This window comes from Bacillus piscicola (genome assembly GCF_022458745.1).
GTDB classification, from domain to species: Bacteria; Bacillota; Bacilli; order Bacillales; family Marinococcaceae; genus Alteribacillus_A; species Alteribacillus_A piscicola.
Genome location: NZ_JAJJJF010000002.1, coordinates 329,833 through 349,933, shown reverse-complemented (window position 1 = coordinate 349,933; position 20,101 = coordinate 329,833). Strand labels below are relative to the sequence as shown.

General features: G+C 46.1%; 25 protein-coding genes and 1 tRNA gene. 4 read left to right on the top strand and 22 right to left on the bottom strand.

The window, feature by feature from the left end; genetic code table 11:
* Positions 1–92: 92 nt before the first annotated feature.
* Together LOR49_RS06435 and LOR49_RS06430 are read left to right on the top strand one after the other, a co-directional pair.
* Positions 93–189: transfer RNA gene (locus tag LOR49_RS06435), tRNA-Sec, on the top strand.
* A gap of 194 nt (positions 190–383) precedes the next feature.
* On the top strand, positions 384–1,406 hold the full coding sequence (locus LOR49_RS06430) for a tyrosine-type recombinase/integrase (protein ID WP_240375440.1): 1,023 nt from the start codon (positions 384–386) through the stop codon (positions 1,404–1,406).
* Positions 1,407–1,483: 77 nt separating this feature from the next.
* Here the strand turns inward: LOR49_RS06430 and LOR49_RS06425 are convergent, their stop codons facing one another.
* The 16 genes from LOR49_RS06425 to LOR49_RS06350 form a co-directional block, all read right to left on the bottom strand.
* On the bottom strand, positions 1,484–1,945 hold the full coding sequence (locus LOR49_RS06425; RefSeq protein WP_240375439.1) for a phBC6A51 family helix-turn-helix protein: 462 nt from the start codon (positions 1,943–1,945) through the stop codon (positions 1,484–1,486).
* Positions 1,938–2,447 carry a hypothetical protein gene (locus LOR49_RS06420; protein ID WP_240375438.1) on the bottom strand — a complete coding sequence of 170 codons (510 nt, stop codon included), beginning with the start codon at positions 2,445–2,447 and terminating at the stop codon, positions 1,938–1,940. Before LOR49_RS06420 ends, LOR49_RS06425 begins: the two co-directional genes overlap by 8 nt.
* An 18-nt stretch (positions 2,448–2,465) precedes the next feature.
* Entirely contained in the window at positions 2,466–2,825 is a 360-nt protein-coding gene (locus tag LOR49_RS06415; protein ID WP_240375437.1) for a DUF2577 domain-containing protein, read from the bottom strand.
* A complete protein-coding gene (locus LOR49_RS06410) occupies positions 2,825–5,014 on the bottom strand; it encodes a phage tail tape measure protein (protein ID WP_240375436.1) in 2,190 nt (729 codons plus the stop codon). Before LOR49_RS06410 ends, LOR49_RS06415 begins: the two co-directional genes overlap by 1 nt.
* Entirely contained in the window at positions 4,999–5,325 is a 327-nt protein-coding gene (locus tag LOR49_RS06405) for a hypothetical protein (protein WP_240375435.1), read from the bottom strand. Before LOR49_RS06405 ends, LOR49_RS06410 begins: the two co-directional genes overlap by 16 nt.
* A gap of 133 nt (positions 5,326–5,458) precedes the next feature.
* Complete coding sequence (locus tag LOR49_RS06400; RefSeq protein ID WP_240375434.1) at positions 5,459–5,713, bottom strand: hypothetical protein; 255 nt, start codon at positions 5,711–5,713, stop codon at positions 5,459–5,461.
* 56 nt (positions 5,714–5,769) lie between these two features.
* Positions 5,770–6,489, bottom strand: coding sequence for a hypothetical protein (locus tag LOR49_RS06395; protein WP_240375432.1), 720 nt, complete (start codon positions 6,487–6,489; stop codon positions 5,770–5,772).
* A 20-nt stretch (positions 6,490–6,509) separates the two neighbouring features.
* Positions 6,510–6,821 (bottom strand): hypothetical protein, encoded by a 312-nt coding sequence (locus tag LOR49_RS06390; RefSeq protein ID WP_240375431.1) that lies wholly within the window; start codon positions 6,819–6,821, stop codon positions 6,510–6,512.
* Positions 6,822–6,980: 159 nt separating this feature from the next.
* On the bottom strand, positions 6,981–7,385 hold the full coding sequence (locus tag LOR49_RS06385) for a hypothetical protein (protein ID WP_240375429.1): 405 nt from the start codon (positions 7,383–7,385) through the stop codon (positions 6,981–6,983).
* 610 nt (positions 7,386–7,995) lie between these two features.
* On the bottom strand, positions 7,996–8,211 hold the full coding sequence (locus LOR49_RS06380) for a helix-turn-helix domain-containing protein (protein ID WP_240375427.1): 216 nt from the start codon (positions 8,209–8,211) through the stop codon (positions 7,996–7,998).
* A 98-nt stretch (positions 8,212–8,309) separates the two neighbouring features.
* Entirely contained in the window at positions 8,310–9,104 is a 795-nt protein-coding gene (locus LOR49_RS06375; RefSeq protein ID WP_240375426.1) for a hypothetical protein, read from the bottom strand.
* Positions 9,105–9,401: 297 nt separating this feature from the next.
* Positions 9,402–9,905 (bottom strand): hypothetical protein, encoded by a 504-nt coding sequence (locus LOR49_RS06370; protein WP_240375425.1) that lies wholly within the window; start codon positions 9,903–9,905, stop codon positions 9,402–9,404.
* Positions 9,906–9,919: 14 nt separating this feature from the next.
* Positions 9,920–10,336, bottom strand: a complete 417-nt coding sequence (locus LOR49_RS06365) for a hypothetical protein (RefSeq protein ID WP_240375424.1) — start codon at positions 10,334–10,336, stop codon at positions 9,920–9,922.
* Positions 10,337–10,456: 120 nt separating this feature from the next.
* Complete coding sequence (locus LOR49_RS06360) at positions 10,457–10,936, bottom strand: hypothetical protein (protein WP_240375423.1); 480 nt, start codon at positions 10,934–10,936, stop codon at positions 10,457–10,459.
* Between the two features lie 642 nt (positions 10,937–11,578).
* Positions 11,579–11,908: a hypothetical protein gene (locus LOR49_RS06355; protein WP_240375422.1), complete on the bottom strand. Its 330-nt coding sequence runs from the start codon at positions 11,906–11,908 to the stop codon at positions 11,579–11,581.
* Positions 11,902–12,138 carry a hypothetical protein gene (locus tag LOR49_RS06350; protein ID WP_240375421.1) on the bottom strand — a complete coding sequence of 79 codons (237 nt, stop codon included), beginning with the start codon at positions 12,136–12,138 and terminating at the stop codon, positions 11,902–11,904. The genes LOR49_RS06355 and LOR49_RS06350 overlap by 7 nt, the downstream gene beginning before the upstream one ends.
* A gap of 169 nt (positions 12,139–12,307) precedes the next feature.
* On the opposite strand from LOR49_RS06350, the gene LOR49_RS06345 reads away from it, so the two are divergent.
* Entirely contained in the window at positions 12,308–12,532 is a 225-nt protein-coding gene (locus LOR49_RS06345; RefSeq protein WP_240375419.1) for a helix-turn-helix domain-containing protein, read from the top strand.
* A gap of 20 nt (positions 12,533–12,552) precedes the next feature.
* Here LOR49_RS06345 and LOR49_RS06340 read toward each other — a convergent pair whose 3' ends face one another.
* From LOR49_RS06340 to LOR49_RS06325, 4 genes are all read right to left on the bottom strand, one after another.
* Positions 12,553–13,266: a hypothetical protein gene (locus LOR49_RS06340; protein ID WP_240375418.1), complete on the bottom strand. Its 714-nt coding sequence runs from the start codon at positions 13,264–13,266 to the stop codon at positions 12,553–12,555.
* A gap of 68 nt (positions 13,267–13,334) precedes the next feature.
* Positions 13,335–13,736 (bottom strand): hypothetical protein, encoded by a 402-nt coding sequence (locus LOR49_RS06335; protein WP_240375417.1) that lies wholly within the window; start codon positions 13,734–13,736, stop codon positions 13,335–13,337.
* An 18-nt stretch (positions 13,737–13,754) separates the two neighbouring features.
* Positions 13,755–14,351 carry a replication-relaxation family protein gene (locus LOR49_RS06330; protein ID WP_240375416.1) on the bottom strand — a complete coding sequence of 199 codons (597 nt, stop codon included), beginning with the start codon at positions 14,349–14,351 and terminating at the stop codon, positions 13,755–13,757.
* Positions 14,272–15,603, bottom strand: a complete 1,332-nt coding sequence (locus tag LOR49_RS06325; protein ID WP_240375415.1) for an FtsK/SpoIIIE domain-containing protein — start codon at positions 15,601–15,603, stop codon at positions 14,272–14,274. The genes LOR49_RS06330 and LOR49_RS06325 overlap by 80 nt, the downstream gene beginning before the upstream one ends.
* Before the next feature lie 300 nt (positions 15,604–15,903).
* Here LOR49_RS06325 and LOR49_RS06320 point away from each other — a divergent pair, with 300 nt between their 5' ends.
* Entirely contained in the window at positions 15,904–16,140 is a 237-nt protein-coding gene (locus LOR49_RS06320; RefSeq protein ID WP_240375413.1) for a helix-turn-helix domain-containing protein, read from the top strand.
* A 1,342-nt stretch (positions 16,141–17,482) separates the two neighbouring features.
* Here the strand turns inward: LOR49_RS06320 and menC are convergent.
* Together menC and LOR49_RS06310 are read right to left on the bottom strand one after the other, a co-directional pair.
* Positions 17,483–18,598 carry an o-succinylbenzoate synthase gene (menC, locus tag LOR49_RS06315; protein ID WP_240375412.1) on the bottom strand — a complete coding sequence of 372 codons (1,116 nt, stop codon included), beginning with the start codon at positions 18,596–18,598 and terminating at the stop codon, positions 17,483–17,485.
* A complete protein-coding gene (locus tag LOR49_RS06310; protein WP_240375733.1) occupies positions 18,598–20,058 on the bottom strand; it encodes an o-succinylbenzoate--CoA ligase in 1,461 nt (486 codons plus the stop codon). Before LOR49_RS06310 ends, menC begins: the two co-directional genes overlap by 1 nt.
* Positions 20,059–20,101 lie beyond the last annotated feature (43 nt).

The window sequence follows — 20,101 nt, the reverse complement described above, 5'->3', positions numbered from 1 at the left end:
TAATCTTACTATAGGTACGTTCATTTTGAAAATAATACGTGACCGTTGCGTTCTTTCGAATTTAGTCGTACAATGACATAGGATAATAGCTTGGGGCCGGTTGCGCTGCTGGTGCACGCCGAGGTCTTCAAAACCTTCAGGGAGGCGCGTGCCGTCTCCGCTGGGTTCGATTCCCAGACGGTCCCGCCACTCAACGCCTACTGCCGCAAGGGATACGGCGATTTGGACGGAGATTTGATCGGTGATTTATTCCGGAGATTTGACGGAGATTGCCCGACGGTTTTTTGCGATAATTTTTGAATACTTACGCATACTATTCGTTGTTAATTCGATACATATTAGAATACTTCGGGGCCTTCTACTATACGGTAGGAGGTATTTTTATGGCGTTAAAGGGAAAATCAACGTTCAAGCGAGTCTCGCAATCGTCAAAGCATGTTCGCTCCAAAAGCACGCGGTACCAGTTCAGCCCTAATCGAGTAACGCGTTATTCACTTCACGAATTATACGACCGGTATATGTCGGTGAAAAAGGCGCAAGGCTTATCGCCTACTACTATTCGGGATTACGACATACATTTCGGATGGTTTATCGACTTTTTAGAAGAGGTTGCGGGAATAAAGGACCTAGAGAATGAAGAGATAGTGCCGGAGGTATTTACGGAGTATATTCGCTTTATGAGCGACAAAGGTCTGAAAGCCACTACTATTAACGTACGGGTAAGAACCTTGCGCGCATTCATTCGCTGGTGTTATGAAGAGCAATATATTAACGAAATTATTCACGATAAGTTCAAGCCTGTAAAGCAGCCCTATTCGCAAGTAGACGCCTTGTCCGTGGACGAGCTTCATAGAATATTCGCTTGCGTAGATGAAACACGTTATTCGGGATTCCGTGATATGACGTTAATGCTAGTCATGTTAGACACGATGGCTCGCATTAAAGAGTTACTTTCTATGAGGCGTGAGAATCTCGATCTAAGGAACGGCTCCATTCGTTTAGAGGCCGATCATACCAAAACTAAGAAAGAGCGCATTCTTCCGCTATCAGCCCGTTCCTTGCGTTACCTATCATTTTACTTGGAAGAAACGGAGGAGTTCTATAACGATACTTTATTCTTAACCTATGACGGTCGCCCGTTAGCTGCTGGGACAGTTCGCAAGTCCTTAGCAGACTATGCGGAGCAGGCCGGTATTACGAACAAGCGAGTAAGTCCGCATACTTTCAGACACACTGGCGCGCTGTTATATATCATGAACGGAGGCGATCCGTTTAGTCTTCAGCATATACTAGGACATAGCGATCTCTCAATGGTTAGGCGTTATGTTAATCTGGCTAATTCAGACGTAACTAAACAGCATAATCAGTTTAGCCCGTTAAAAACGATATTTGATAGAAGAAGTTGAATTAAGGCCCTTCGCTTGGTAGCGGAGGGTTTTCATATGTATACGGAACTGCCCGAAAGCAGCCCCGCCTGTTGCGTTCAGTGTACGTTATCCTCTTCGTTGTCTTCCGCTAGTAATGCGTCTAACTCCGCAATCTCTGCCTCTATTGCGACGTTGCTTCGCGGATCACTCGTCGTCTCTTCCGTGCGCATCTCTATTTCGGACTTGTTCGTCAGCAAGCCTAGCCGTTTATACGCTAATTCCAGCGCCTTCGTGCTAAATGAGCCGTTTTTGTTGCCCATTTGCCGGATATGATTAATCAGCAGGCCGTCAATCTCGCCGGCTACTTCCGCAATCTGCTGTTCGTTTACTGCGTTCTTATATAGGATGAACGCCTCGTCCTTCTTCCAGTGGTAGATCATGCGGTCACTTACTCCGACCTCTTCCGCAATATCTTTTATAGTCCGGCCCGTTGCGTTTAGCTCCTTATCGACTAAGAAATGCGCGGCCTTGCGTTGCTGAGGTGTTAACTTCCGCCCTAAATCGCTAATCTTACTCATTCGCTAACTCCTCCTTATATTTTTTGTATTGTTCGGCAAAATAGGCGTCATCTTCTCTTAATCGTTTAACCTCCGCTTTTTCTTCTTTGGTTAATTCTGTCGGCGTGTAATCGGCTTCATCCGCCTCTGCTCGGAAGTAGAGGTGAAGCACTCTAAACCGCAGCCTTGCGCTAGTTACGGTAAACTCTTCATCCGTGAGCGCCTTGTGCATGGCCGATAACATCCCCGCCTTATGGCGCGTATCTATATCGGTACATAGCCTCGCAAGCTGTAAATATTCGCCCGCCTCGTCTAATTTTTGCGACTTGTACGCAGGAACCTCCGCCATTTGTTCATACAGTTGTTCATATCGTTTATAGGCATCCTGTACGATCCTTGACCGTTGTAGGCACGCAAGGGCAAACGCCCGTGGTACGAATGGCTCCGGCATTGGAGGCTGCTTCGGCTGCCTTTCTGCGGCTTCTTTGACTCGCTGTTTCAATGCGTCTAAATCCGGTAACATATCGCTCACCTCCGTAAATTATTCGAACCTTACGAACTTACCGATAACCACAAACGACGACATCGGATCAGGCGGACGTAGTAAAATCACCTGATCGCCGGCCTTCAACGGTGACTTAACCGTCATAGTCGTCGGTTGGTATCCGTGCGAGTGCGGATGTGTCCCGGCGGTTTGAGTGCTGCCCGCTATTTCAATCTCGCGCGTATGCTCCGTTAAATGGTCGGAAAATACGAGGTCGTCCGCGTCTAGCTCCATGCCAGTTAGATTGTCTTTTATGACCGGAGTAGGCGGCGATTGTATAACCGTTCCTCGTCCGACGTCCCAAGTATCCTGCCTGCCGGCCATATGCATTAACTCGACTAATTCGTTAACCGACATTAGTACACAACCCCCGTTCCAGCTTTCGCACGGGCATGAGACAGGCCGCCGCCATTTACGCTAGATTTAATCTTTTGCGTTAGCTCGTCGATAATATAATCGGCATCCGCCCGGCTGCTAACCGACCAATCTCCGTTAATGTTGACGTGGACGTCCCCTCCGCCGGACTTACCTTCGCGATAGGCTTTCGCTTCCTCACGCGGCAGAACCGTTTCGCCTTTATGCAATCGCGTTGTATAGCCGTCGTAAGGTACGGAGTCTAGCCCGTGGTAGTTGCCCGGTATTAGTCCGCCGACAAAATTACCGACACCACTCGCAATCTTACCGACTCCTGCCGGCATCTTAAATTTCGATAATGCACCGGTAAAGCTATCCCAGGCGCCCTTTGCCTTGCCGATAAAGTCGAGCAAAGGGTCGAAGAAGTTACCGACGGCCTCTTTCGCGTTCTCAAGCGCACTAGATACCTTGTCACGCGCAGTCTCGAAGGCTCCGACTAGCTTATCCTTTGCGGCTGTCACTTTGTCGCTGATCCAGTCACGGATTGACGTAAATATCGACTTGACCGTTGACAGTAGCGACTTGATGCGGGACTTTGCTCCGTTATAGATGAACTTAAACCCGGCGACTACCGCGTCTTTTGCGAAGCTCATGCTATCCGCAATCCATGAGCCGATATTGCCGAATGCCGTCTTGATTGCGCCCCACAGCTTCTTAACCGCCTCACGCCCGGTGTCCCAATTGCGCCACAAATAAATCCCGATCAATATGAGCGCCGCAATACCGGCGATGATAGCGGAGATAGGGTTCGCAAGCATAGCCGCATTAAGGAATAGCTGCGCTGTTCTGACCGCCGCAATAACGCCTTTGAAGGTCGTCCATAGCTTCGATATGGTGCTGATAATCGTCATTGCCGCCATCGTCGCCCGTAGCGCGATAAACGTAGCACCTAACGTAATGACTGTCGTTTTAATTGCGCCCCAGTTGTCGCGGATAAAGTTATAAAACTTCGTAGCCTTCTCGATTACGTTGTCGATTACTGAGCCGGCTGTATTCGCAAACTCTTCGATGGACTGCTTAATTTGCGGCATGTTCGTCTTCAAATAATCGCCCATTGTCTGCGCTGCATCCCGTAACTGCGGCATATAGTCCTGCGCAACTTCTAACAACGCCGTACCTAACGGCTGCAAGGACGTATTAGCGACGTTCATCGCTTCCGCCCAAAGTTCACCGAACGTCTTCGAGCTGTTGTTCGCTTCTTCTAGGTTCTCGACGGCACCGTTTAGCCCGCCGCCTAAATCCTCTAGCGACAAGGTACCGTTCCTTACTGCCGTTACTAGGCGCTGCGCTCCTTCGGCTCCAAAAGCGTCAGTCGCAATAGACAGCGCTTCGGTACCGTCCGAGGCGTCTTTCATGCGTGTTATGACGTTGCCTAGTTCGTCCTGGACGTTCTTACCTTCGCTGGCCCAGTTTCGAAATGCCATGTTAAGCCCCGGCATGATCCGCGATACCGACAAACCTTCCTTCGATAAATTACCGAATAGGCTGGCGGCTTCCTCTGCTGTAAAGCCGGCGTTTTGTAAGACGGAGCCGTACTCCGTTAGCTGGCCGGATAGCTCGCCAAACCCTACGCCTGTATCTTGCGCAACCTTGAATAGCTTCGCTGCCGTTTCTTCGCCTTTTGCCGCCGGTATTTGCCACTGATTTAGAGCGCGTCCGAAAGCATTGACGTTCTCAACGCCACTCTCGCCCATGAGCCGCGAGCTGTCTAAAACCGCCTTAGTCGTGCTTTCCAGCGCGCTTCCCGTCTCACCGGTTAGCGTGTTCAAGTCCGCTACTGCCTGCGCAACTAGTCCGAGGTCTTGCGGTACCTGGCTGCCTACTTTGCGGTAGGATTCCATCAGGCCGTCTAGTGCTTCGCCTTGTGCGCCTGTGCCTGCTATGAGCGTCTTCTGTGCTTGTTGGGCGTCATTACCTGCGTTGATAGCCGCCACGCCTACGGTACCAAAGGCCGCCACTGCCGTACCCGCTACGCCTAACATCGCCTTATCCATCGTTTTCGTCATTTTGGAAAAGGTACCGGACGTCTTCTTCGTTGTGTTACTTAACTTCTCCGTCTGCTTTACCGCTTTGCGCATAGGAGCCGACCATTTATCCTCTAACCGCAATACGGCTTTTAAATCAAGTGCCATCCCGTCTCCACCTCCTCAATATCCCTTTGTAATACGGCGATCAACTCGCCAGCTTCTCCGGCAGACTTATGCGCAACCTCGTAAATTGCCGTCGTATTTATTTGCTCTAATAGCCGGATAATCTCCGCCATAATTAAGCCGATACTGCTGACGATACCGCCGTCCTGCCGAAAAGCCGTCGCAATCGCTTTAAAACGTTGCAGCCGTTTGATTCTGCGTTTGAAGTCGTCGTCTAGCGCAAAGTTGACGTTTTCTACTATCGTTAGAAATTCGCGTAGTTGCTTACTACGCCTGTATGATAACGTTGTCATTTCGTTCACCCTTTCCGAATATTAGTTGACGTAATGCGTAAATAAAAAAGACGCCCCGGAGGGCGCCGCAGTAAATGTCTAAAATTTTAACTTTGCTGCTCCAGGCTTTAGTAGGATCGGCCGATCATCGCAGCTATTTGATATTGTGCCTATCGTTATAACTCTTCACGAATAACTGTTTTGCCTTCGCGTAAATCTTCGCGCCTTCTTTACCTCGTCTTACTCCGATGTCGTAGGCTCTTGATAGATCGTCTGCACCGACTAGCTCGCCGCGCGGAAACTCATTAGCTGGAAGCTCTACCTCGTCAATGTCTTCCCCTTCTACCTTCGCAAGTACCTCATCGTCATTTTCAATGATTAATTTATTTCCCTCGTATCTGATTCTCATTAGATCGCTCCCCTTTTGGTTTTTAATTTTGATTTCCGGTTTCTTCCTCACTTTTATTACTTGCGTCCATATTCTGTTAAGTTGAAATCATCCGGTCGGTTTAAAATCCCCGCGTATTTGCTCCCTAACCTCTGCGCGATTGGCTGGTTGTGGATTTGATTATAAAATTGTCGTGAAAAAGCTCCTTCTGTGCTTGCTAAAATTTGTTGCGCCTGTCTCTGCTCGTCTGTCATTGCTTTTTGTTGCATGTCTTCATAGATACGATGTAATGACGTTTTTTCCTGTGACGTTAAGTTCTTGTTTATTAGTCGTTCATACATCGACGGTAGTTCGTTGATGAAGTTCTCTGCGAGATAAGGGTCTTCGATTTTATCCGCATACTGTTTTAACTTCATAACCGTCTGCCCTCCATGCCCCATTAGTGCATCCATTTTTAATTTATTGACTTCTTTTTCATGTAACTTAATGTCTGTATCATGTGGTTTCTTATGGGGCGCTGCTAGGGCGTCCTTTGCTCTGTTCGTAGCTTTTACTATACTTTCTTGATAGCTTTGTTTGTCCTTTTGCAGCTTAGTAAACAACTCGTTTGCCATTTCCTTATTTAATTGTTCTCGTTTTTGTGCCTTTCCTGTATCGCTAAGCATGGTATCCGTGTTAATTTTCGCCGCCTGTTCATCGTACATATCTTGAAACGTGTGAATAGTGGTTGTAGCCTGTCCTGCAATTTCTTGCGCTTGCTCGTATGCTTCCATTGCTTGTTGTAGATTATCTGCCATATTATCTATCTCCCTTTTTATTATTTGTTCGTGCTAACTTCTTTTACAGTTATAAAATTGTTATCAGCCGCAAGTCGATACGCTTCCTCAAGCGACAATCCCGCAGCAACTCCGCGACTAACTCCGTTATATTTTGACGTCTTACTTTCCGAAATTTCGCCCGTTTGGGCGTCAATGATCCGGATACTAACGAAATGTACGTCTGCGGCCAGTTGGCTTGTCTCGACATGGTGTACTATGATGCACTCGCTCCCTAATTGCACGCCCATCATTGTTATATCGTCCCCTCCTCTTCGCCTGACGTCCGGTCCGTCTTTCGAAATCGCAATCAAACTCCTGGCTCATCCGAATACACCGCAGTCTCACTTTTGGCCGCCGTAAATGCGCGAACTCTTCGTTTTCTTCGATGAAATACCGCAGCCAAGGCGGATACCAGTCGTCAGGCGTAGCAAACGTTTTTCCCTGTTCCTTTTTCGTCTCGCCTAGCCGGTCTAAGTCCAATCGCCCCATGCGCTAATATCACTCCATACCGTTGATTTTCGTTTTATTGCGTCGTTAATTAATTCCGTCAGCTCCCAACGTAACCACGGCAACCCCGGCTTTAAGCGCCTAATACGAAGTTGTGCCGGAGAGCCTTCGAGTCGCTGCTGTAACCTCGCGGACTTATTAAAAAGCTGATTCGTGCCGATAAAATGCACATGCTCGACGTCTTCCGGTAGCTGTTCCAGGATCTCCGGTACAGCCCGCACAAAGGCCGCTGTCTTCTCCGAGCAAGGTACTTCGAAATAAATCGAGCCTATTTTGCGAAGCTGAAAAGTGCCGTCTTTGTTGCGCTCATTAATTCGCACGGATACTGCGCCGTATTCCACCTTGATATTTATAAAAGCCGCTCTCACTTATCCGCCTCCTCGTAAGTACCTTTTAAGTACCTTTTGAACGCTATAAAGGCTAAACCCTTGCTTACATATTCGGCTATGCTTAACGCCCCGTACACGCGCTAATTTTGCGGTTAAAATGGCTGTTTTTGCTTTAAAAGGTACTGACTCATGCCTGCTTTTTCGTCCGCAAATAATAGTCGTGGTTATACCGCTTTTTCCGTTCTCGCTTCGCCTTTGCTCCGCAAGGTGAGCAATACTTTTGCCGCCCGCTTTTTCGTTCGTACGGCTGGCCGCATTTATCGCAAAAGGGCAAGTTGTCAGCCGGCATGTAAGTTTGCCAGTATCGCGTATGCAGTGCTTCGTTTCCGGGCAGTACCAAATTCTCGAAATACGGGCAGCGCGGTATCTCCTTCGTATCTTCGAAAAATACGCAAGGCCGATCAAGAAGGCACTGGCCGTCAGCGTCGTAAGTAGCGCAATCGCTGGCTGCGTGTTTTGCTAGGTCTTGTTTAAGCGACATCGTTTATAACCTCGATTTATGGAAAATTTACTATTTGACATTGAAATCACCTCATGTTAACATTAAGTTGGATAAATTTGAACGTTTATAGTTTAATAAGCAAAAAAATTAAGGAAGTAGTTTATGTGAACGCTCCACCACCTCCAAAAACTCTCCGTCAATCTCAAATATTTTTGATATAGACATACGCAAACGCTCGGAAGGTTTAACTTTGCCATTTTCGATTCGCGACAACCAAGAGACAGAAACGCCAGTGTCATTGGCAAATTCTTCTTGTGTTTTTTCTAAATATAAACGAACCGCCTTAACTGTTTTTCCTGTCATATTTACCCCCTCCTTGTACTTTATTGTATAAACTTGAACATAACGCCCTAAAAAAGAGCGCCTTTGTTCCCTCCATATACAATAGGGTTTTCCCTTTACTAAATAGCCGGTTTTTCCCGATTTATCAAGGGTTTCCGGTTATTTTTTAGGTTCATTTTGTAACTGCATTGCGAAAATTCCGGCTGCTTATACATCGGCAATAAATCGCAATAGCGCTGCCGAAGGTCATGCGCATAAAAAGCGCCCCCGCAACACTCACACCGCCTCACCCGATCCGTATCGAGCCGCCGTATCTTCACGCGTACCTCTCGCTCATTTCCGCGCGCACCGGCAAACCTTCGCGCATACTTCCGCGGGTCCTGTTTCGCGTCGTCAATCAGCGCAATAAGACTGGCCGGATCGGAGGCGTCGTCTTCCCAAAATACCGCTTCTTCTACCGGTCGGCTTTCCGCATGGTCTAGCTCGTACTCATCCGCAGAATACGGGACAGGTATCGGCCATTCGTCGTCCTGCTGCATATCTTCATCGAGAAGTATCGTTCTTTCGTATTTTTGGCGGGCTGCGGTATCGCGCCAGTCCTTCTCCGCGTTGGGTATCGGATATTCCGCCTCACGCTCCGCAACCTGGCCGACGTCGAGTAGATAATCCGTTATGATATTGATAAGCTCCGCCTGTATACCCTTGCGCCATAATTTCGGATGGGTCATGGTCCAGCGATCCAACGGACGGCAGTCGCCTCCTAGTTCGTCGGATTGCGTGACGCCCTTCGCTTTGAAGTCGCGGAGTAGTGCCGCAATACGCGCTTGCCGGGCGGCTACGTCGGACTTTTCCGGTTGCGGCTTGTCGTACCATAGGCGGAGTATTTGCTGTTTTGCGTAGGATTCGAGATTCATCGTTTCCTCACCCTTTCGGCGGCATGAAAACTTTCTTTTCTTTTCACGGCCATCTTTTCTTTTCTTTGAAAGTTCCTTCGCAAAGGTATTAGTTAATATGTTATTGCGATTAGGTAGGCAGACAAGTGAACGTTAGTGAACGAAGTCTAAGGGAAGCGTAAGCGACCGCCATCTTTTGGTTGGTATCTTTAACGTTGGTATGTTTAACGTTGGTATGTTTACAGTAACGTCAGACGCTACTAACCGTGGTATCATTAGACGCAACTACTGTTAGTATCATCAGATGCAACTACGGCACTATGCGCTGTCATATACAGCTGGATCAGGACGGACTATCTCACCCCACTCATCGACTAAATAGCCGGTGTCCGTTATTTGCGGACAGAACGACATATAGTAATGCTTGTACCTTCGCGTCTCTACGTAAATAGATTCCGTCCGAAGAATCAGCCCGTTCGCTTCGAGAATATCGACTAGCGGCTTAATCCGCCGCCGGTCAATATCGAGACTTTGCGAAATCTGATCGAGAGTCGGGAAGGCAGCGCCGAACCATTTATCAGCACTCCCGTCCGCACGATCGTACTCACCGTTCACATACGACAGCAGATAGAAATATAACGGAATAACATCACGTATCTGCGGCTTACGTTGCTTGCGGCCGTGACGTTCGTTACATTCCCCGATGATACGCGGAAACACCTTGCGCATGAGGTCGAGGTTATACATTTCGAAATTCCGAGTTTTCAGCAGGTCGCGTTTGTCGTTTGGTAACGGCTTATTTGGCAGGTTAAGCTCCGTCATACTTTGCGCCTCCTTTAAAATATGAAATCGGTAATTCCGTCTTCATCAAGCGGCACTATTAGGAACGGTTCAAATCCATACGGTTTAAGAAATGAATGTATTTTCTCTTCTGCCTCTTCGTAATTTTCTGCCCAAGCGTGGATTAGATAAGAATCTCCGATCCCTGGACGAAATAAATGCCTCTTAATTTCTTGCGGATATTTAAAACCTTCATACTCTTCATCTGTCATTATGCCGCCGAAAATTATGTCGCCTTCTACCGGATCGTTTATAGTGTGAATATCTAAGTTTAAGTGCGATTTTGATATATACATCTTATTAATATCACTTTCAACCTTAGCGGTCGCCGCTAAATCAGCCCAGTCCTCGTACGTCATAGCATCCATTTTTTGTTTAACTTTTTTTGAGCTTAAACTTACTACGTTACTCATACTTAACCTCTCCCTTTACTTGGTTATTTTGCGACAGGCTGCCGAAACCTGCCGCGTCTTCGGATTTGCTGATAAACTACGGACTATCCTACGGCCTTTTGCGCCTTCATTGGATTAGTTTTAGCAATGGCAGAATAAATAGTAACCGTCGCCTATGTCTGCCTCTTTCTGCGGTCTTCCATCGATGTCGATAAAACGCTCGATTCCGTAGTAATCTAAGCATAACTTCGCAAACTGAATGCGACCTATTGTTGCAGCGATAATACTATTTATCTCAACGTCCATCTCTGCATCTCGTAACGTTTTAAATACTTTTGCAGGTATATTTGTTACACCCTCCAAGAAACTGTCCTCTATCATATAAATACCACATAGACCATACTGATGATCATTGATACGGCCGTATACTTCTTGCAAAAACTCTGATTCATGTAGGATCGTGTGTTCTTGCAAGATTTCATGACTTTCTCCCTCTCCACCTATCTCCTCAAGTTTTCGCTGCTTGTCCGTAGGTAACTCGTTGAAGATCCTCATTGTCACTGTGTCTACTGTTTCCTTAGCCGTCAATTCCTCTGTAAAATCCACCGGTTTCATTGCCATAATAAAATCTCTCCCTTGTAATAGTTTTTTATTTTATTCCTCCGGCAGCTTGTCCGCCCTCATCGAAATATTTACCCTTCTACTCTCTATACAGCATTTTGATCGTTCATTTGGGACAAATTTTCGTAAATTTTTTGACGTCCTATTACGTTATTACCCAATGAACGAAAAGTGGCACGGGTAGTTGCGAAATTTCTTCGCTGTTAATGGATAATACGATTACACCTCCGATTTTTTGGCGTTTCTGACGAAACTTTTTTCGGCTTCTAGGATTATATACGACAGTGAATCGGAAAAATTAGGGTCTAAGCGGTAATTTATTAAAAAAAGACACACTTGCAGAATTTTATGAAATTATATTTTATTTCTATTGACAAGGAACACTTGTTCGTATATTATAATAATCAGAAAGAACACACCGCAAGATACGCATATTTAATAAGCCGGTCAACTGCCGGAAATTTTCGTTATAGTGTTGCGGCAAGGGACGGCTGGCAGACCGCCCCATCACCGCAGCCCGAGTGGCGATTCGAGTAGTTGGCGCTACCCGACACGGGCTATATCATACGCGCGCATGCTCCTCCGTAGTGGCGATCCAAGTCGTGTGGCAGCACAACCCGGCTACTTCATCGGAGCCTTGCGCTAAGGTATTTCGAGGTTGACGTCCGTATCGCGCCGCATGTCGTTTACTAGAAAGTCGTACAAGCTGATCCGTTTCATTCGCTGGTAGAATCCGAAGAAGTCGAAACCTACGAAATGGTCCTCCGGCAGACTGCGTAATCGAATCGGAGCATAGTCGGTCACGTCATACGCAAAATAGCCAGCATGAAAGTCGCAGCGAGACAGCTTTAATTCGCGGTTATCGTCATAGAAGACCTGGCGCACTTCCGTATCATAAAAGCCGCGGTGTCGAAGTACCTTGCAGTATGTAACGTCCTCGATGCGGTGAATAACGACACAAGGCATTAACATACGGCAGCAACCTCCGGAAAGGTAACGCCCAGCTCGTCCAATAATTCGGCAGGCACATCGACTGCTCCCATAGTTGCGGATGCAGACACTAGACCGGAATTGACGAAGTAATCGAGCCAGTTCGGACCTATTACCGTAGCCTTTGCGCCTGTTTGAACGTCAGTAACGACCATAAAGCCGAAGCCAATTTGCGATTTTGGTGCAACGTAATAAAATCCGATAGTTTTCATGAATAACCCCTCCGTTAATATGATAAAATGGTATAGTTACGTCTATTAGTTGACTTGACCCCTTGTTAACTAGTCAACTTCCTGACATGCTATGTATATCTTAGCCTTATTTTGTCATCATGTCAACATCCTGACGTAAATTATTTAAATATTTTTGGAGGGCGTTATTATGATTGTTTGTAGGCTCGGCGAAATAATGGAGGAACGTAATTTATCAAACCGAAATGTCGTAGAAATTACCGGGGTAAGCCGCAATACAGTAAAAGGATTACAAACAGACGCTTCTCGGAGAGTTGATTATGATACACTTGACCGACTTTGTGAAGGATTAAAACTTACTCCTGGCGACATACTTAAATACATACCTAATAACAAAGAAGACGAGACCGATTAAGGCCCCGTCTTTTTTTATGTTTATAAATCGAATTGCATTTCTGTTCCTTCATTTATCGTTGAATAATCCTCGGGGTTAAACGTATTCCCTGTGATTACTCTTATCCATTCTAGATTATTCACGTCCACCTCACCATCAATAACGAAAACGTAGTGACCTTCTTTCGTTACTCCATCAAAATAATCACCGTATAGACTTTTTTCGTACTGTCCCACTTCATTCGTATCATATTCGAGCTGTTGACCAGTGCTTAATACGACTGTCTCCACTGGACTTACGCCAATCGCTTCCTCACCGGTATTTGTTATAGTAGCCGTTAGTTGTACGGTCGTGAAATTTTTATCACTTGCGTACATGGAGTATAATTGCTCGAAAGCTGTGTCGGAAACTTCCTGCGCAAATACCTTTGCATCGTGCAATTTAATTTCAACCGGTCCGATATTTGTAGTTTGCTCCTCATCGCTAATTGCCAGCAATTCAAGCGAGTAATGCTCCTCGTCTACAGTTTGCCCGACTTCCGTTAAAACGCCGTCTTCCGGTTCCGCAGGTTCCTCCTCTTCTTCTTCCGCTATGGCCGGTTCAGTTTCTTCCTCTGTTTCCGCAGATGCCGCAGCTTCTTCGGTCGGCGCGCTGTCTTCTGATTGCTGTTGTTCCGCCTTTTCTTCTTCGTCTCCTCCGCAAGCTGATAACGTAAGTAATACAGATAATGCCGCAACCTTTGTAAATATTTTCATAATATTCTCTCCCTTCGATACGACTATTATTTTACCGTATTTTTCCAACGTACACAATGCGAATGTTCTCATACAGCATCCCCTATTCCGACTAATAACTCTAACATTAACGGCGATAACTGTACGAGTATATATCCTATTGCGCTATTCTGTATTAGCGAATAACCTTTGTCTTTCTGCCCGATCATTATCATTAACGCCCCGCCCGCGATCATTACGCCCGCAATCGGGTAACTGAGCGATGTAATAAGATCAATTAACGGATCGAAAGAATGCATTATCTTCTCTTTAATACCGTCCCCTATTGCTACCGTTACCGCTGCCGGCTCTGCCGCCATTGCCGGAGTTGTTGCACCGCCTGCCAGTAGTAGAGGTACCGTAATAGACGCCGTATTACGCTTTTTCCTTTGCTTAGGTTGCGGATTCATGAACTCACTGACGGTCCCTACTGTTTTCGTGCGATTAAACATATTAAACGCCTCCCCGTGTTATTGGAAATCTTGAACGGTAAAGATTCGACAGTCCAGCCCCTCGTGTAGCTTTTCGAGTTGTTTTCTGCGGTACTCGGTTGTCGTTATCCATATAAAGCTTGGCGGTATTTTGAAGGCTCCCCCAGTCATTAATTGCTGATATTTTTTTATCTTCCGCCTGTTAACGCTCATCTTTTGCGTATGATCCACCTCAATAATAAAATAACGATTATTTTCCACGAATAAAGCATCGCATATTACGCTTGTTATACCCTTTACGGCCAGTTTAATTTCGTTCTTCCACGTTGCAGGCTGACCGTACGCAATATAGAGATAGTTACGCATAATATAGTGCCGGGCCTGGATCGTCTTTTTTAATACCCTGCGACAGTTAACCCGTTCGCGCCCTACTTTATTAAGATAATAAACGTTTTCTCCGTCTCGGAAGCTGCTGACATATTCGCTCATATTCTTTAATACTCGCGAAGCATTGCGATCACTGCCGAGATTGTGAAGCACCTGCAACTGCGACCGATTAAGATAGTTCAGTTTCTTCAATGATAAGAGAATCTCCTCTTCCCGTTCGATCCGTCGCAGTTCCTTTGTTAACGCCATCTTGCGACTCCTCCCTCGCACGAATATTGATATGCGGCTCTATTTTCCGCTGAATATAATCGTTACTTATATACGGAGTTTGAATCGTTGTTTGACCGTCCGCAGTACGGTAAATTGCCCGCCCTTTAGTTGCCGGTAACTCCTCCGCTCCAGTTTCATCTAGTACGGCCATACTTGCGCGAGCCGTTTCTAATTTAAAGCAGACTCTTGCGCTCACATTTTGGCGGACTTGACTAGGTAACGTCTCATTCGTAGGGTACTGAGTGGCGTATATGAGCCGATAACCTGCTGCGCGTCCCCTACGCCCAATATCTTTAATAATGGACTCCGCTTCGACTAACGCCTTTTTCATTTCCTTATCCGTCTCACCGAAGCTGGATAAATCTGCCGCCTCATCTATGACAATAAAATTCCTGGCGTCCTCCTTCGCTTCCTTCATGTCCTCGTAACCCTTTTCGAGTAAATAGTCGAGCTTATCGTTCATGGATTGCTGGAGATTCCGCAAAGCTTCAACTGCTTCAATCGGTGACTTTGCAACGCATCGGACCTGGGCGCAGTCACGGTAACGGGCAAACGCAAGGCCACCTTTTAAGTCGATAAGCGAGAATGACACGTCGTCAGGCTTACGGTCGATTAACGTAGTGATGACGTTTTTCAGAAATACCGACTTCCCTTTGTCAGTAGCGCCCGCGACAATCATGTGCGGGAATTGTTCGAAGTCGTGAAATAGCCAGCCGTGTCTCGAAACGCCTGCCGGCACCTGCCAGCCCTTACACTTTGCGAGGAGATTATCGTCATATTTGACGTACTCCGTCAGGCGATCATTGTAGACGCGAATCTTTAACAGACCGTCATACGTAAGCTCAATTTCCTTGTGTACCTCCTTACGCAATAGTTGCTTAATCTGCTGAATGATCCGTTTATTAGGCCGGAGTTTTTTAATGTCGGCAAGCGTTATATCGAATATGGCGTATTTGTTATTGAGTCCGTCCTGGATAACGTGGATTTTATTTTCGAAATCCTTGACCGATAAACCTAACGGAATACGGTAAGCATATTCGACGCCCCATTCACGCCTCGTTTTCCGCAATAGCTGCATCGTACGAGTTTTACCGCCCTCCTTCACGGTCAATCCTGAATTAGCACAAATGCGCTGAATTTTCGCCGCGTCTGACGTGGTTCCGCTTTGTTGCAAATAGGTATAGCCGACCAATCCGCCCATCAACAATGACGAGGAAACTTCGAAAAGCATCGCACCACCTTCTTTCTTTATTTCGGAGAAATAGTCCCAAATGAAACGAACGGTACCGGACAAGGTGAACGCCTATTACTGCGGGAAAGTTAGCAGCGAGTTACCTGTCTGCTATCGTAGCCAGTTGCGAAGGATAGAAACGAATAGTTGAAACGTCTTTCAATCGGCAGCCTCTCCGGCATTCTTTGTCGTATACTTAATCGTATTGTGGTACGCTTGTCCTATATGTCACTTTTTTTCGCGAGGTATAAAAAATGACACCTCGGACGAGACTGACGGTAAAAAGACGAGGTGATCGTTATGTTGCTATTTTTCGGATTCTTTGACGTGCAGAAGCCGCGGACATATTTCGGTGAGAAATTAGATGAGGAAGGAATAACGCAACTTGAACTGGAGAAAGCTTCGGGATTAAGCCGCGGGACTATATCGCGGTTATGTAATGACGAGGAATATCAGCCGAAGTTATCAACGGAGATGAAAGTAAAGAAGGCGCTCAAAAAGCTAGGCGTAAAGAAGCCGGGCAAGTTTTTCGAGTAATCGCATATATTGCGGTAAGACGATAACCCCCCGACATTGAAAAATATTGCGCAAATTATTACCGGCTAGGGACGTTATATGGCGTTTCAGTCCGTGGCGTAAACCCCCGAGGTAAAAAATGATATTTACGGGTATCTGAGCCCAGATAAGCGACGTATTAGGGTACCCGTTTGGGGAACGCCACTCCACGCCAAGTACATCCGATATACATACAACTCGACGAATAAAACCGACAATTCTCCGTTTCAGACAGCGTTCACTTTATACGTAACTATGTATGACATATTCGTTTTTAGTTAACATAATACATCTTATAGACAGTAGTTATTATATGAATACCTTGCGCCACAACGGTTACACAACTGCAACATTTTACCGTTTATGCACGTTTTTATACATTCGTATAATATCAACCGCTGCAGCGTTTCTTGCTTCGTTCCAGTAAGCGCAATTATGTATAAACGAACGCTGCTATTTCGCCTGTATAACGCTTGTATATCCGCTATTGACCACCCCCGATATTTATAGGCACGCACACGCTGGCGCCTTGTCGCAGGCTATACGCCCCTATATCGCCATATTATGAAACAGACTGAACGATAAGCAACGGAATGTTTCGCTAATCATACTACATATTACGCTATATTTCTGCTATACTATACGCGAAGGCTTCGTTTACTATATGAATCGAAATAATAACGTATGGGTTCTATTGCGAAAAACTAATCGAAGGTGTCTTAAACGTTGATTTGACGCCTGATTTGGCGGACAGATTGAACGGAAAATTAACGGTCGAACTTCAAAACCTTCAGGGAGGCGCGTGCCGTCTCCGCTGGGTTCGATTCCCAGACGGTCCCGCCACATTTTAATTACTATTTGCGAATACACTCCCTTTTTATTTATGACATTGTGAAAAGTAGAACAATTCATAAGCCTCCTTATAATAAATTTTGACTTTCAAGGAAAAAATAGGTCATGCAACCGTTGCGACAGGACGTCGCGAACTTAGGTTGTTACCTCACCATACGCTACCTATGGAGTCTCAAGACTCATGCTATTCCCGCTGGAGTCGCAGCCTTCCGTTACAATCAAAAACAGATACTTACGGATTTCAACGAATAATTTCTGTGTTGGTCAGTAAAATTATTCGTATTTATTATATGAAAATCTAATTTAAATATATTAAAAAAGAACGCCGGTACTCCTAACACTTACGTTCCACGCAGTCGTGCTAAAATAGGATTAAAAGTAACCCCATCTCAGCTTGGCAGGCAGGATGGGATTATTTTCTATGGTTACGATCTGACAAAAATATATAGCTACTACTATTCGTATTTTCATCCTAATAATGTCGTTTTTTGTATGTTTGCTGATATTCCGTCAAGTCACGTAACGATTTGTCATTAATAGCAAATCCGATTCCTGGTTCGTCGGGAACGGATATTCTCCCGTTGTTGACAGTGATCTCCGGTTCGATGATATCTGTTTCCCAGTATTTCGAGGAGGCTGATATGTCACCGGGGAGAGTGAATCCAGAGAGAGTCGCCAGTGCTACATTATGTGCACGGGAAACTCCAAATTCAATCATGCCGCCGACCCAGAGAGGGACATCGTGCTGGAGGCAAAACTCATGAATCGCCGCAGCTGCAGACCAGCCTCCTATTTTTGCCATTTTTAACGTAAAGATCTGACAGCTTCCAAGCATGATTGCACTTTTTACGTCATGTACAGAATGAATGCTTTCATCGAGGCAGATGGGCGTCTCCAGATGCCTTTGCAGTTCGGCGTGTTCCACAATATCGAAATGGGAAAGCGGTTGTTCAATCATTAACAGTTGAAAAGCATCAAACTGTTTTAAGTGTTCAGCCATGTCGAGTGTATATGCTCCATTCGCATCCGCCATTAACGGAAGCTCTGGAAACGAACTGCGAATGGCAGACAGAAGTTCCAGGTCATTTTCTGGGTGGATTTTAATTTTATAGCGCTCATAGCCTGTTTTCTCATATTCTTCTATCTGAGATAGAGCCTCGTTCATACTAGTAGCAGCAATTACAGCACCGGTTGTTATCTCTTTTCTATGACCGCCAAACAAGTCCCCTAGATAAACTTCTTGCTGCTTAGCATATAAGTCCCATAATGCTTGTTCCAGGGCTGATTTGGCCATATGATTGCGGCGGATGCCCTTCCAGACACGAGGTAGCTCTTCTGGGTGATGCCAAGTTGTCTTGAAAGTAAGCGGAATTAAAAAGTCATTCAGCATATGCCAACACGTTTGGATTGTTTCTTCGGTGTACCAAGGACTCGAGAAAGGAACAGCTTCTCCGTAACCACAGCGCCCTTCTACATCGATTGCTTCGACGATGATTGCTTCACGCTTCCTGACAGTTTCCAGGTGGGTAACGAATGGTTTTTTCAGTGGTGCCTGAATCACTCGCAAATGAATCTCCCTGATGTTCATCACTCTTCTCCTAACTGTTCTTTTAAATCTCGTCTAACCACTTTACCCGCTCCGTTTCGCGGCAATTCCTTACAGAAAAGATAAGTGCGCGGTACTTTATACGCGGCTAACTGTTTCTTACAAAACGCCTCCAGTTCTGTGGCCGTTGTTCCTTTATCTTTTGCTACGATAAAGGCTGCCGGAACCTCCCCCCACTGTTTATCTTTCCTTCCGACAACCGCCGCTTCAAAAACTTGCGGATGTGCTCTTAATACAGCTTCCACTTCTGCAGGGTACACATTTTCTCCTCCGGAAATAATGAGGTCTGAACGCCGGTCCAACACGTACAAGAATCCTTCTTCATCAATGAAACCAATGTCCCCGCTATACAGCCACCCATTTTTGATGGCTTGTGCGGTTGCTTCCGGCCGGTGTAAATAACCCTTCGTTACGTTGGGGCCTTTCATCACAATCTCACCAGCCGTACCAGCAGGGGCTTCTTTCCCTTCCTTCACAATTTTGATCTGCGCCGAGAATAACGGCTTCCCAGCTGAACCGAGTTTACGTAAGCTGTCTTCCGGGGAAAGCGTTACAATTTGAGAGGAGGTTTCTGTCATTCCGTACGTCTGAAAAACTGGAATGTGTTTCTCTTTGCATTCCTCTAAGAGCGGCTTCGGGGCAGGTCCGCCGCCAAGCAGCATACACCGAAAGTGATCGGGATAGCCACCATCCCCTACATCAGCCAGCATCCGGTTTAACATAGCGCTCACGACTGATACTATCGTTACCCCATCTTCTCGGATACTTCTATTCACCTCTTGTTCCACAAAGGTCTCTGCAAGTACCACTTTCATGCCGTAAATAACGCTCCGCATTAATATCGATAAGCCGCTAATATGAAAAATCGGCACCGCACAGTACCAACGATCTTTCTCCTGCAAACCTAGATTCAACACGGAACCAACGGCACTCCACCAATGATTGCCAAATGTTTGGATCACGCCCTTAGGCCTGCCCGTCGTTCCGGACGTGTACATAATGGTAGCTGTCTCGTCCTGACAAAATTCTTCCTTTAGCAGTAGACTCTCTTTTTTTGAGATTTGAGCTAAATCCTCTTTTTTTCGCACGCTTTCTTTGGGAAACTCTTGCAGTTTCTCACCAAATTGTTCTTCAGAAATGATCCAAGACGCTCCGCTGTCCTGAAATTGCCAGTCCAATTCTTTTGTGGTCAGCTTATGGTTGAGCATCACAATACGTGCGCCTATGTAAAATAAAGCGTGAATGATGATCACACTATCGGCGTGATTGCGAAGTAATAGAGCGCAGTACTCTCCCTCTTTGATACCGGACGCTGCTAAGCGGGCTGCCATGTCCGTCACTTCTTCATCCAATTGCTGAAATGTCCATTGGCTCCCCTGAAATTCGAGTGCTTGCCGTTCGGGGGTGAGGCTCGCTCTTTTTTTTAACCAGTTTGGTAACATATCTGCCACATGTACTCTCTCCTTCCGTCCATACAGAAAACAG

Bases quoted from the DNA above. Each gene is read 5' to 3' on its own strand.
- LOR49_RS06430 (WP_240375440.1), top strand. From the start codon at position 384: ATGGCGTTAAAGGGAAAATCAACGTTCAAGCGAGTCTCGCAATCGTCA.
- LOR49_RS06425 (WP_240375439.1), bottom strand. From the start codon at position 1,945: ATGAGTAAGATTAGCGATTTAGGGCGGAAGTTAACACCTCAGCAACGC.
- LOR49_RS06420 (WP_240375438.1), bottom strand. From the start codon at position 2,447: ATGTTACCGGATTTAGACGCATTGAAACAGCGAGTCAAAGAAGCCGCA.
- LOR49_RS06415 (WP_240375437.1), bottom strand. From the start codon at position 2,825: ATGTCGGTTAACGAATTAGTCGAGTTAATGCATATGGCCGGCAGGCAG.
- LOR49_RS06410 (WP_240375436.1), bottom strand. From the start codon at position 5,014: ATGGCACTTGATTTAAAAGCCGTATTGCGGTTAGAGGATAAATGGTCG.
- LOR49_RS06405 (WP_240375435.1), bottom strand. From the start codon at position 5,325: ATGACAACGTTATCATACAGGCGTAGTAAGCAACTACGCGAATTTCTA.
- LOR49_RS06400 (WP_240375434.1), bottom strand. From the start codon at position 5,713: ATGAGAATCAGATACGAGGGAAATAAATTAATCATTGAAAATGACGAT.
- LOR49_RS06395 (WP_240375432.1), bottom strand. From the start codon at position 6,489: ATGGCAGATAATCTACAACAAGCAATGGAAGCATACGAGCAAGCGCAA.
- LOR49_RS06380 (WP_240375427.1), bottom strand. From the start codon at position 8,211: ATGACAGGAAAAACAGTTAAGGCGGTTCGTTTATATTTAGAAAAAACA.
- LOR49_RS06375 (WP_240375426.1), bottom strand. From the start codon at position 9,104: ATGAATCTCGAATCCTACGCAAAACAGCAAATACTCCGCCTATGGTAC.
- LOR49_RS06370 (WP_240375425.1), bottom strand. From the start codon at position 9,905: ATGACGGAGCTTAACCTGCCAAATAAGCCGTTACCAAACGACAAACGC.
- LOR49_RS06365 (WP_240375424.1), bottom strand. From the start codon at position 10,336: ATGAGTAACGTAGTAAGTTTAAGCTCAAAAAAAGTTAAACAAAAAATG.
- LOR49_RS06360 (WP_240375423.1), bottom strand. From the start codon at position 10,936: ATGGCAATGAAACCGGTGGATTTTACAGAGGAATTGACGGCTAAGGAA.
- LOR49_RS06355 (WP_240375422.1), bottom strand. From the start codon at position 11,908: ATGTTAATGCCTTGTGTCGTTATTCACCGCATCGAGGACGTTACATAC.
- LOR49_RS06350 (WP_240375421.1), bottom strand. From the start codon at position 12,138: ATGAAAACTATCGGATTTTATTACGTTGCACCAAAATCGCAAATTGGC.
- LOR49_RS06345 (WP_240375419.1), top strand. From the start codon at position 12,308: ATGATTGTTTGTAGGCTCGGCGAAATAATGGAGGAACGTAATTTATCA.
- LOR49_RS06340 (WP_240375418.1), bottom strand. From the start codon at position 13,266: ATGAAAATATTTACAAAGGTTGCGGCATTATCTGTATTACTTACGTTA.
- LOR49_RS06335 (WP_240375417.1), bottom strand. From the start codon at position 13,736: ATGTTTAATCGCACGAAAACAGTAGGGACCGTCAGTGAGTTCATGAAT.
- LOR49_RS06330 (WP_240375416.1), bottom strand. From the start codon at position 14,351: ATGGCGTTAACAAAGGAACTGCGACGGATCGAACGGGAAGAGGAGATT.
- LOR49_RS06325 (WP_240375415.1), bottom strand. From the start codon at position 15,603: ATGCTTTTCGAAGTTTCCTCGTCATTGTTGATGGGCGGATTGGTCGGC.
- LOR49_RS06320 (WP_240375413.1), top strand. From the start codon at position 15,904: ATGTTGCTATTTTTCGGATTCTTTGACGTGCAGAAGCCGCGGACATAT.
- menC (WP_240375412.1), bottom strand. From the start codon at position 18,598: ATGAACATCAGGGAGATTCATTTGCGAGTGATTCAGGCACCACTGAAA.
- LOR49_RS06310 (WP_240375733.1), bottom strand. From the start codon at position 20,058: ATGTTACCAAACTGGTTAAAAAAAAGAGCGAGCCTCACCCCCGAACGG.